We start from the raw sequence: 12,640 nt of genomic DNA, 5'->3' as shown, positions 1-12,640 counted from the left end.
TAATTGTATATGTTTCAGAGCATTAGGTTTTATATTAGAGGATTTTAATGGAAAGAGGAGTATGATGGGTAAACATTTTTTTCTTGGAGGTAATGATTATTTGCGTCATGATTTGTCATGTGAAGAATTACAAATAGCCAAGCTTGTAGTTGATAAAATAATAAAAATGGCCATTATTGATACAGAAGGGCGATTCATATATGTTAATGATCGGTATGTAGAATTTACAAACTATACAAGAGAGTATTTATATAGTCAAGATTATTGGAGCCTGAATGCTCAGTGTCATTCAAAAGAATTCTTATCAGCTATTCAAGAAAAGATTAGAAATGGTGAAAAATGGGTAGGGGAAATCTGTAATTGTAAAAAATCAGGAGAATTCGTTTGGCTTAAGGTAACTATTATTCCATTAACTGATGAAAGAGGAAATGTTATTCAGCATTTTATACATTTTTCAGAAACGAATAACCAGGTAAGTGATGAAAATTGGAAGTACAAAGCACTTCATGATGAGTTAACAGGTTTGCCAAATCGGAGAATGTTGAATCAATGCTTTGATTTATATATTTCGGAAGCGAATCAAAGGCAAACAAAGTTCGCTGTATTATTTGTTGATCTTGATTATTTTAAAGATATTAATGATCGGTATGGACATATAGTAGGTGATTTAGTATTAAAAGAGGTAGCAAATCGATTACGGATGATTAGTCAATTTTCAAATAAGGATCAAATATTTAGGCAGAGTGGAGATGAATTCATTATTTTGTTGGATGATGTAGAAAATCTGAGAGATAAAACGGATTCTATTATTGCTTTATTTAATGATCCTTTTGTAGTGAATTCCCAAACATTTTATGTACATATAAGCATTGGTATAAGTATATTTCCGGATCATGCGAGAGAACGAGATACGTTGATTGAATATGCAGACAAAGCAATGTACAAATCGAAAAACGATCTAAGAAGCAATTATAAAATGTATCAATCTAGTTTGGAAGGCAATCATTGAGCATACAGAATATACACTTAGGAGATTGAATGGTGAGTCAATATATTAATAAAAAGGTTTGCTGGGGCGTAGTACTTATACTTCTCGTATTGAGTGTTGGGGGAGTTACTGTATATGTCTTATCAAACAATAAGCAGAAACCAATCGCACATGAAACGCTTAAGGCTGAAAAATTCATCAAAAAGAACCTACAAACTAAAGAAGGTTTAATACGTACAAATTTAACTAGTCAACAAGATGTTTTTTTATCTGAAACAGTAGGGCTCTGGATGGAATATTTAGTAGAAAAAAATGATATTTTACAATTTGATAAACAGGTAGAGGTATTACAAAAGTATTTCTTAACGGATGATGATCTCGTTATTTGGGAACTTAAAGGGGATAAAGAAGCTCCTGCTAATGCATTAATAGACGATTTGCGCATTATTGATGCTTTATTCAAAGCTGGAAAGCAATGGAATGAGAAAGAATATACTGATTTAGCTAGCAAGATGAGTGAGCAGCTTGTTACATATCAAACTCGAAGCAATCTTATGGTAGATTTTATAGACTTGCATGAGAAAACAAAAGGGAAAGATCTCACGCTAAGCTATATTATTCCATCGGGTTTTGATCAAATGAAGGGTGCTGGTTTATTGCCTAAAGAAATCTATCAAGAGACTAAAAGTATGTTTTTAAATGCTCCTACTACGGAATTAGGCTTCTTTCCCAAAAAATTTCATATTCCTACCGGGGAATATATTTATGAGGAAAAAATTAATTTAATTGATCAATTATATACAGGCTATCATCTTGCACAATGGGGAGGGGATGTCTCCTCATTGCTTACCTTTACAAAAACAGCTTTTTCACAAGGTGGAGGTAAGATATATGGGCAATATGATGGTGATACGGGAAAACCAATCGTACAGTATGAAGCCCCAGCTGTTTATGCATTGGCTACATTGTTGTGTCTTGAAGTGGGAGAAGATGAATTTGCAAAAAAACTATATGAGAGAATGAAAAAAATGCAATATAATAACTCAGATTTACCGTACGATGGTGGCTACATTGATATTCGAACGAAGGAAACACATACTTTTGATAATTTATTAGCTTTATTGGTTGAAAGGAGGGTTTTAGATGAAGAAGCTTTTAGAAAGTGAGGTAAAGATTCTCCTTTTAGTCATTTCGTTTATATTGTTGTTACATGTACCTGGCTATTTTTTAATGAAAGAAGGAACAGTAGGCCTCCTAATGTATGGTTTTTTTATTTTATTGGTGATCATTGCTTTGCTTTTAGGGACTGTTACAGGGTTGTATAGTAGTTTAATCTTTATTTTTATTATAGGTTCGGCTTTAGTTTATTTGAATTTAACACATGCATCAAATCCATTAGGTTTTACAGGATTTGAACTCCCGTTGTTTTTAGGGTATGGGTTTGTCCTTATTATTATGATTTTGATAGCAGGACGTATCCATGAGCGCATTTTGACATTAGGTAAATTGAATCGTCGACTTCAAGAGGAGAATAATCAATATGTAGCTGTGGACGTAGATACGGGGTTTGATAATCAACATCGAATGAGTCTAGAAGTGAACATGGAAATGAAAAGGGTAGATCGCTATGGTGGGGCATTTACACTTGTTTTGTTACAGATGGATCATTTTGCAGAGTTTAGAAAGTTGTACGGTGAAAAAGAAACTAGTCATCTTCTATTGTCTCTAGGAGAAGAGATGATGGAGGTTATGCGTTTAACAGATCGTAAGTTTCGATATGAGCAAGATCGTTTTGCACTGTTATTATCACATACAGATAGTAAATCTGTTGAGGTAATTTACGATAAATTAGTGAAAAGAATAACAACTCATCGGCTTTTAAACAAAAATTATGTCACTCTTTCTTTTCGTTCAGGTCATATAGCTTACGATCAACATTCATCCATTCAAGATTATCAAACTTTGTTCTCACAGGTAGAAAGTGAGATGGTATTTCGTGAGCTTTAAAAGATTAATTCCATTGCTATGCTTCTTGTTTATTTTTCAAATGTTTATCGAAGTATCACAAGCTGAAGGTAAAGAAGACAAGCCAAATATTCTTATTGTCTATATGACAAAGGACGACATAATAAATGAAAGAATTCATTTTATTGAGGCAACTTTAGCTGCATTTGCAGAGAAAGTAGACCTTGTTTCAGCTAATCAATTTAACGAAACATCCGTTAAACAAAATGATGTTCTTGTATTTGTTGGTGATGTAAAAGGCAATATACCAATGTTTGCTAAAGAGGCGTTTGAGAAGTTTGAAGGTCAAATTGTATCAATTGGAGAAAATACAGAACAGCTTTTGCCATTCAATAGTTGGCGGTTTTCAGATACCAGATATATAAGGAATTTAGATGGTGAACCATTATCCACAACTATTCCAGTTGTTCATTCAATTCCACCAAAAGGAAGTGAAATCATTTCAGTTGGTGAAGATTTACAAGGTAAGATTCCTTTTATTGTGAAAAATGGACGTCTCTCTTTTATAGCTACTACTTCTTTAAATGGTGAACAAAAATATGCTTTTTCTCGATCTCTTTACGAAATCATGGAACAAGAACAGCCAGATGGCCATACTGCATATATTCGCTTAGAGGATATTTCACCGTTAACAGATCCTAAAAAATTGAAAGAAGCGGGAGAATATTTGGCAGAGCAAGGTATTCCATTCTATATGTCAGTTGTTCCAGTTGCAAATAGTCAAAATGGTAAAGCAGTTACTTTATCGCAACAAAAGGAGCTTGTTCAAGTGATTAAAGACTTGCAATCACGGGGTGGAATGATTATTGCAAATGGCTACTCTCATTCATATCGTTTTGAAGAACAAGGCGGTGGATTTGAGTTTTGGGATATAAAAATGAATCAACGAATTTCAACAGAAAAAACCGATCAAACACCAGAACCACTTAAAGTGAGAAGTGATTTTTCATCTGAGCAAGAGTATCGAAAATACGTTGAAAATATCGACGAAATTGAAAAAAGATATATAGAAGAGAAAATGACTAACTCAATAGAAGAAATGACCGAATTAGGATTATATCCTGTTGCTTTTGAAGCACCAAATTATGCTATGAGTTCAAATGGCTATCGTAGTACGGCCAAATATTTTTCATCTATATTTGGTCAAATTCAATTTAGTGACGAGGATCGAAGAATTGTAGAAGCTCCACTGTTTGTTACAGAGCCGGCTATTCTTCATGGCATGAAGATATATCCAGATACGATTGGATACGTTAATCCGGCTTTAACTGATCCTCTACAAGAGATGAAACGAACGATCAGTCGGTTACAAACGGTTCCGGGTTCAATGATTGGTGGATCTTATCATAGTTATTTAGGCAATGAATATTTACCTCAGTTGGTTAACTTAATTGAATCTGTCCCTAATGTTGAATGGCTGGATTTAAGGGAGACCGAACAATCTGTAAAAACGGAGAACGTAACGATTAAGCAAGCAACTGGAAAACCACTTGAAGTAACATCAAATATTAAGCTAAATGACCGTCTGCTTCAACAAATGAAAGACAAACCATTTGATTTCATACTTTGGATTCTTGCTGCTTGTGTTGCAATTACCATAACAGTCTTTTTAGTCTATATCCTGCGGTTGAAAACACAATTGAGAAAACGACTTTTTGAGGAGAGGAAATAGCATGGCTGACATATTATTTTATACTTCGCTCGTTTTAATATGGGTGATGTTACTTTACCACATGTTTTTAATGCAAGGTGGTTATCGCCACTTTAAAACGTTTGAGAAGGTTATTCCAAAGTGGGAAAAGAAAATGGTGAATTTGCCAACGGTTAGTGTGTTTATACCTGCACATAATGAAGAGGTTGTAATCGGGCAGACATTACAAGCAATGTCGCGTTTGTATTATCCTAAAGACAAGCTAGAAGTCATTGTAATTAACGATAATTCTTCAGATCGCACGGGTGAGATTGCCAACGAATTTGCAGAAGCTTTTCCGTTTATTCGTGTGATTGAAACGAAGCCTCCGAATAAAGGTATAGGTAAATCAAGTGCTTTAAATGAGGCGTTAGGGCAATCAAATGGTGAAATTATCGTTGTTTATGATGCCGATAACACGCCCGAACGAAAATCAGTTTGGTATCTAGTTATGGGGCTTATCAATGATCCAAAATCAGCGGCAGTTGTTGGGAAATTCCGAGTTATTAATGCTGCCCGTACATGGTTAACTCGTTTTATAAATATAGAAACAATTTGTTTCCAATGGATGGCGCAGGGAGGTCGTTGGAAGTGGTTTAAAGTAGCAACAATTCCTGGAACGAACTTCGCTATACGTCGAAATATAATCGAACAATTAGGCGGATGGGATGTGAAAGCATTAGCAGAAGATACCGAATTGACAATTCGAGTTTACAATCTCGGTTATTACATTCGTTTTTTTCCGGCCGCTATTACATGGGAGCAAGAACCTGAAACGTTGAAAGTATGGTGGAAACAAAGGACCCGTTGGGCTCGTGGGAATCAATATGTGGTCTTAAAGTTTCTTGGACAGTTCTTTAAATTAAAAAGAAAACGAATTGTGTTTGATTTGTTTTACTTTTTCTTTACTTATTTCCTTTTCTTTTTTGGAGTAATCGTGTCTAACACGTTGTTCATTATAAATATGTTTTATGATTTGGATCTTTCTATAGGCAATGTTGCTCTTGCACTTTGGATTCTAGCTTTTCTGTTGTTTTTAGCAGAAGTAATGATTACTTTAAGTATCGAAAAAGCGGAAATGAATCGGAGAAACTTTTTTTACGTTATTTTAATGTATTTAACCTATTCACAAATGTGGATTGTTCTAGTAATCTACGCTTTATTTCTTGAAGTTAAACGTGTCCTCTTCCGTCAAGAAGTAAGATGGTATAAAACAGAACGATTTGGTCAGAACAAACAAGGAGGATCACTATGAGGAAGTATTTAATGATGACATTGTTTTTTGCTACTGTCCTATTTATGAGTGTTATCTCATATGGAGATGTTGCAAAAGCAAGTTCGCAAATTGAGATCGAAGGAATCAATATAGGTGACACTTCGAATTTACCTAAAAGACAAGTGGTTACTAATAGTCCAATAGAGTTATTTGGACCTAAAGCAGAAGTGAAGTTGAATTATCAATTAATTTCTAATGCTACCGGCAATAATAATCAACTTGTGTTGAAGATTAAACATTCTGAGTTATTGATTGAACCATCATCTATTACGATTAGTATTGATGGTCAAACCATAACATCAAAACCATTACATGAAGGAAATGTAAATTCAGATTTAACGATTCCATTGACAGGAAATGCGTTGAAAAAAGGTGCACATAGTGTAACTGTTTCGTTTTATGGCGTAATTAAAGAAGGTGTTTGTGTTGATCAAAATACATCAGGTAATTGGCTAACAATTGGCATAGATTCATATTTTCAACTAAATGGACAGATGAATGAAGAAACACAGGCTCTTAAGGATTATCCGAGATCATTTATTGGAACAGAGAAAAATCCTGTCTATATCGTAATTCCTGATCAATCATCTACAGAAACACTAAATAGTGGATTAATGGTTGCAACCTATTTAGCTGAACAAACAAATGAGAAAGATACGATTCAAGTTGTTCGAGAGTCGAATCTGCGAAAAATTCAAGGTAATATCATTTTCTTAGGAGCAAAATCTGAATTTGATTCACCTTTCATGAAGAATTTATTGACGGAGGCAGAGTTACCGGATGATCCTTCATTCATCATTCTTTCAAGACATAAGTTAATGAATGGGAATAAAAGTTCGGAAGCTTTAATTGTAACAGCAGACAAATCTAAAAATATTCAAGATCGTATCAAAGTACTTACAAATAATCAATTAAATACACAATTATCTGGCCGTCAAATGTCGATTAGTAAAATGCCTGTTATTAAGGAAACAGAGGATTTAAGTAGAGTGTCTTTGAAAAAGTTTGGAATGGAGTCAATGGTCTTAGATAGTGAGAGAGGACAAAGCCAACATTATTATTATTATGTACCCTTTTCACAAAACCCAAATGATAATCCATCCCTACATTTACAACTAAAGCGATCAGAAACGATTCCTACCATTAATGAAAATAATATAAATGAAGAAATCGAATTAGTTGTTTTAGTCAATGACGTACCACATTCGGTAAATATTCGTTCGCTGTCAAAAGAAGAGAACGGTGTATATAATGTAAATCTACCAATAAAAGAAGATGCTATTAAAGAAAATGGATTGATTGATCTTCAATTTGTTTCAAATGGCTTACGTGAAAAGAATCCTTGTGTGACTGCTGATGAAAATCGATGGATCTATATTTCAAATGATAGTTTCTTTCAATTCAATTCTGATAATAAGGGTAATGAAGTTAAAAATACATTAGCTGGCTATCCAACTTCCTTTGTTGGAAATTCTAAAGCAACTACAATAGTATTGCCAAACAATAAGCAAATTGAAGATAAACAGTTACTTCAACTGTATCGATCTTTAAGTATAAATAGCCAACTAAGCGATTTAACATTAAAGAGGGCTAATGAAATAAAAAAAGAGAATGTAAACAATGAAAATGTTATTTTTATCGGCGGACCTAAAGTCCAGCCATTATTAAATGACGTTAAAGATCAATTAATTATTCCGTATGATAATGATGCACCACAGTTAAGTGAGTTTGGCTTTATTACTGAAACAATCAAATCATTTTCATGGATTCAGCCTAATCCTTGGAGTAAAGAACAAAATAACATTCTTGTATTTGATCGTACTAAACAAGATGCACCGTATTTAGAAGAATCGTTCCTAAATAATTTACGGAATTTGAATGAAGATGCGACAGTTGCTGTAAATACGCTAAATAATCAAACCTTTACAAATGCTGCGCAATTTGAAAAGGAGACTGGAAAAGAGTTAGAGCCGGAAGAGAAGCAAGAAAAATCAATCCAATTTTCTATTTGGTGGATTATAAGTATAGTTGCATTATTAATCTTGGTTTCGATTTTAATTTTTGTTATTCAAAAAAGAAAAAAGAAAGAGTAAACCTAAATTGACATCCCCTTATACCTTACCTTATGCCTTGAAATACGTTAGTAGAATGTAACCAGCAGCTGTGATTAAATTAGAGATTTTAATAGGGGATCGTGAAGTATAGTTGCGAAAGTATAATCTAATGGATAAGAAAAAAACGATAGTTATTGTAAGTTTGTTTATTTGTTTATTGATGGGTCTTCGATTCTATTGGATTTTCGTCCATCAGAAATCAGATTATCCTCAAGTCAAAGAGGGGGTACTTGACCTTCGAGAAATACCAATCCCTGTTAACGAGACACTTTCTCTTAATGGGGATTGGGAATTTTTTCAGGGACAATTAATAGAGCCTGGTGCAAAATCTTTAGAAGAATTATCTCATGCATTGGTGAAGGTACCTGAAAGACAAGTAAAATCAAATAGAAAAGGAACTTATCGGCTGCGTATATTACTAAATGAACAAAGTAAGCAACCATACAGTATATATTTTCAAGAAATTAAATCAGCGAGCACAATATACATAAATGGTAAGAAAGTAGAGGAATTGGACCAAAAGCATAACGGCAAGAAGTATTCTAAATTGAATTATCAACCTTATGAAGTGCATGTGGATGGCAATGTGAGCGAAATCGAACTTCTTATTCATATAACCAATGACACATTATTTAGATCGAGTGGAATTACAAAGCCCATAGAATTCGGTACGTATTCAGCCATGAAAAAGGAGAGATTATTTACATTCTCGATGGAATTTATTTCCATTAGTGTTTTGTTTTTTCACGGTATTTATGTGTTAATTATTTTTAGTGTATTCGTTAGAAAAAAAGAAGTATTGTATCTAGCAACAGCATTTTTTTGTATGGCTATGTCTGTTTCAGTTGATGATGATAAGTCATTATTTTATTTTTTTCCTTCTGTAAGCTTTGAATGGTGGAAAATTTTATTATATTTATCTTATGCAAGTGCAGTATTTTTTTTATTACAATTTATACAATATATTCTTACAGTTGTTGAAATGAAGAATAAATCAAATATTTACATTAATAAAATTTTTTGTGCACTTTATTTTTTGTTGATTTTTTGGACTTTAACCCAACCATTATCGCAAATCAGTTTCATATTATTTTATATAGTTATGTTATATGGATCGATTATTTTTGTTAAGGTTTCCTATCAAGGAATTTCAACAGGTCAAGGGGATAGTATTTACATCATACTGGTAATCATGAGTGTAGCCTCCAGTATAATATGGGGCATTATTAAAAATACAATGAATCTTGAATACTCGTATTATCCTTTTGATCTCATCGTTGGCGTTATCATTTTTTCAATATTTTGGTTTCATAAGTTTTTTCAAGCTACTAAAGAGAGTAAGGAACTAACTTTAAAATTACAAAAGAAAGATAAAACAAGAGATGAGTTCCTTGCTAATACATCTCATGAATTGAGAAATCCACTTCATGGAATCATCAATATTACGAATACGATTTTGGAAAGTGAAAAGGATAGTTTAAACGAAGAAAATAGGGAAAATTTACAACTTCTTATGAAAGTTGGCCGGAGAATGTCACTTATATTAAGTGATCTACTGGATATAACAAAGCTAAAAGAGGGAGCTGTACAATTACAATTCGGTTCCGTGAATGTATTGTCAGTCGTTTCTAGTGTTATAGATATGTTATGTTTTATGACAGAAGAAAAAAATATTTCGTTTGAAATTCATATTTCTAAAACCTTTCCAACTGTGAAAGCAGATGAGAATCGTCTATTTCAAATTCTATTTAATCTTTTACATAACGCGGTGAAATATACGAATGAAGGAACAATAAAAATTTTCGCTGAGGTAGAAGATGGAGTTGCAATCATACGAGTAGAAGACCCTGGGATAGGTATGGATCAAGAGACATTGCATTCCATTTTCAAACCATATGAACAAGTTAATTCAAGTAGGACTGCTATTGCTGGCGGAATAGGATTAGGCTTGAGTATTTGTGAGCAGTTAGTCAAATTACATGGAGGTATATTATCTGTGAAATCAATTGTTGGAATAGGTAGTACATTCACTTTCACACTTCCAGTAGACAGTAATGACACAGTGGTAACTGATCATAAACCATCTACTCCTATATTCATGAAAGAAGAAAGTGATCTAAGCGAGAGACCGACAATTAGGAATGAGGAGTCACCATCTATTCTAGTGGTTGATGATGATCCAATGAATTTATCGATACTCAAACGTATTTTGATATCTGAACCATATAATGTGGTTACATGTACGTGTGGACAAGCGGCAATTCAATTATTAAATACTGGTATCTGGGATCTTGTTATTACGGATGTTATGATGCCTAATATGTCAGGCTATGAATTAACTAGAAAAATTCGAGATAGATTTTCAATTACAGAACTTCCAATTTTATTATTGACGGCACGTAACCAGATTGAAGATATTCAAGCAGGTTTTTATTATGGAGCAAATGATTATGTTATAAAGCCTGTTGAACAACTTGAGTTAAAGACTCGTGTGAAGGTTTTGATAAACTTGAAAAAATCTATAAATGAAAGAATACGAATGGAAGCGGCTTGGTTACAAGCGCAAATTCAGCCGCATTTTTTATTTAACACTTTAAACACAATAGCAGCGTTAAGTGAAATTAATCCCTGCAAAATGATGGAATTATTAGATGAATTCGGCAACTATCTCCGTGCAAGCTTTAATACGCAAAATTTAAATCAAGTAATTCCAATAAATCAAGAAATTAAATTAGTTCGTTCCTATGTATTCATTCAACAGCAGCGCTTTAACGAACGATTGAAAGTAGAATGGGAAGTGGATGAACATGTATCAGTACAGATTCCACCATTATCGATCCAACCACTTGTAGAAAATGCAATAAAGCATGGGGTTCTTAAACAACCAAACGGGGGTATAATCTGTATACAAGTTATTGATATGAAAAAAGGAGTGCAAGTTGCTATTATTGATAATGGAGTTGGAATTTCTAAAAACCAATTACAGACATTACTTTCAAGTCAACAAAAGAATGACAAGCGTGGCATTGGTTTGTTAAATACAGATAAGCGATTAAAACAATTATATGGTCATGGGCTAGATATATCTAGCATTCCAAGCATTGGTACAACTGTACGTTTTATCATTCCAAAGTAAACATAAGCGCTAGCTCTTTTAAATAGCTAGCGCTTGTTATTTTTATAACTCACCATCGCAAATTGATTGATACAATTTTTTAGTAGAATGATCTGGTTCGATATCAAGGTCTCCTAGTAAAAGTTCGGAAAATTCTTGATAAACCTTTACAGCATCTCCTCTATTACCAATTTCGATGTTATGCAACATGAGTTGTTGGAGTGCATGTTCTGAATAAGGATTGTATTTCAGAAGCATTATTAAACATTGTTGCTTTTTATTTTGTTCTCCGCATTTTGTATAGTAATCTATCATTTTTTGCAGTAATTGAAATATATTTTGTGAGATGGTGTGTGCTTTTGCTTGTGCCCATTCATATTCATTCGTTTCCATGTATTCACCAACGTATTTTTGAACAGCATTTTCTAAGAGAATAATATTATCTTTACTTATGTTCGTATGCATATTTAATATCTCTTCTAGCTCTATAGCGTCACAGTAAAAGTCTGTTAAGTTTAAAGCGTAGCTTTGGTTCGAATATGTAAGTGATTGATTATAACCTAGTAAATCGAGCATCTTCCTTAAATGGGAAATGCATGTATGGAGCTGGATTTTTGCCTTTTTATAATCATAGTCAGGCCAAAGCTGATTGATTATAGAATCTCGATTGACGTATGTACCGAGATGGGTAATAAAAAATGCAAATAGTTCTTTAACCTTAGCCGTTTTCCATTTAACAGGCTGTTTATTGTTGTATACTATGAATTCATTGAAACAATTAATTTCTAAGGTAGATGATGTCGGTTTATCTTGAGTAAGATTATTTTTGTTATTTAATTCTAGTTGCTCAACTATTCGGTCGATTGTTTTTGTTAGCCTACCTTCTAGTACAGGTTTTAATAAATAATCAATAGAGTTTAATTCAAAGGCTTGGATGGCATAGTCGCGATAAGCAGTAACAAATACAATATGAATATCACTCTTCCATTCTTGAATGATTTCTGCTAAGTCTAAGCCACTGATGCCAGTCATTTCAATATCTAAAAAAGCAACTTGAAAGTCTAGGTTTTTCATCTCGTTTATTACAGATTCTGGATCTGAAAACTTCCCTATTACTTCAATGCCTCCAATTTTATGTAACTTCTTCTCCATAAGGTCTAGAGCTAATTTTTCATCATCGACTAATATGGTACGTATCATATTAATGCCTTCTTTCATTATCATTAAAAAATCTATATCTTGTATTTAACTTTCGATATAGTGGACTATGATGTTTACTATATTGTACTTTCTTATATTACTTATTACATATCTTATCTAAATAAGCAATGATTGGGAGATGTTATTTGTGACTTTTGTGAAAAATATGCATCTTTGCATATAATATTAACTTAATTATATGAGAATGTTTTGTCCAATTATTACGATAATG

The 12,640-nt window shown here is 33.0% G+C and carries 8 protein-coding genes; 7 read left to right on the top strand and 1 reads right to left on the bottom strand.

Annotated elements, in window-relative coordinates:
• From V7014_RS00040 to V7014_RS00010, 7 genes are all read left to right on the top strand, one after another.
• Positions 1 to 1,009, top strand: a 1,009-nt coding sequence (locus tag V7014_RS00040) for a GGDEF domain-containing protein (RefSeq protein ID WP_335502488.1), incomplete at its 5' end; no start/stop codon positions are given.
• Between the two features lie 32 nt (positions 1,010 to 1,041).
• Positions 1,042 to 2,154: a hypothetical protein gene (locus V7014_RS00035; protein ID WP_335502484.1), complete on the top strand. Its 1,113-nt coding sequence runs from the start codon at positions 1,042 to 1,044 to the stop codon at positions 2,152 to 2,154.
• Positions 2,132 to 2,995 carry a GGDEF domain-containing protein gene (locus tag V7014_RS00030; RefSeq protein ID WP_335502478.1) on the top strand — a complete coding sequence of 288 codons (864 nt, stop codon included), beginning with the start codon at positions 2,132 to 2,134 and terminating at the stop codon, positions 2,993 to 2,995. Before V7014_RS00035 ends, V7014_RS00030 begins: the two co-directional genes overlap by 23 nt.
• A complete protein-coding gene (locus V7014_RS00025) occupies positions 2,985 to 4,685 on the top strand; it encodes a DUF2334 domain-containing protein (protein WP_335502474.1) in 1,701 nt (566 codons plus the stop codon). Before V7014_RS00030 ends, V7014_RS00025 begins: the two co-directional genes overlap by 11 nt.
• A 1-nt stretch (position 4,686) precedes the next feature.
• Positions 4,687 to 5,958, top strand: a complete 1,272-nt coding sequence (locus tag V7014_RS00020) for a glycosyltransferase family 2 protein (RefSeq protein WP_335502471.1) — start codon at positions 4,687 to 4,689, stop codon at positions 5,956 to 5,958.
• On the top strand, positions 5,955 to 8,072 hold the full coding sequence (locus tag V7014_RS00015) for a cellulose biosynthesis cyclic di-GMP-binding regulatory protein BcsB (protein WP_335502467.1): 2,118 nt from the start codon (positions 5,955 to 5,957) through the stop codon (positions 8,070 to 8,072). The genes V7014_RS00020 and V7014_RS00015 overlap by 4 nt, the downstream gene beginning before the upstream one ends.
• 130 nt (positions 8,073 to 8,202) lie before the next feature.
• Positions 8,203 to 11,229: an ATP-binding protein gene (locus tag V7014_RS00010; RefSeq protein ID WP_335502464.1), complete on the top strand. Its 3,027-nt coding sequence runs from the start codon at positions 8,203 to 8,205 to the stop codon at positions 11,227 to 11,229.
• Between the two features lie 42 nt (positions 11,230 to 11,271).
• On the opposite strand, the gene V7014_RS00005 is transcribed toward V7014_RS00010, so the two are convergent.
• Positions 11,272 to 12,408, bottom strand: a complete 1,137-nt coding sequence (locus V7014_RS00005) for a response regulator (RefSeq protein WP_335502460.1) — start codon at positions 12,406 to 12,408, stop codon at positions 11,272 to 11,274.
• Positions 12,409 to 12,640: the final 232 nt, after the last annotated feature.

This window comes from Bacillus sp. JJ722 (genome assembly GCF_036963345.1).
GTDB lineage: Bacteria > Bacillota > Bacilli > Bacillales > DSM-1321 > Bacillus_AD.
Note: the sequence above shows the minus strand (reverse complement) of the source record. Positions and strands in the feature narration are given on the sequence as shown.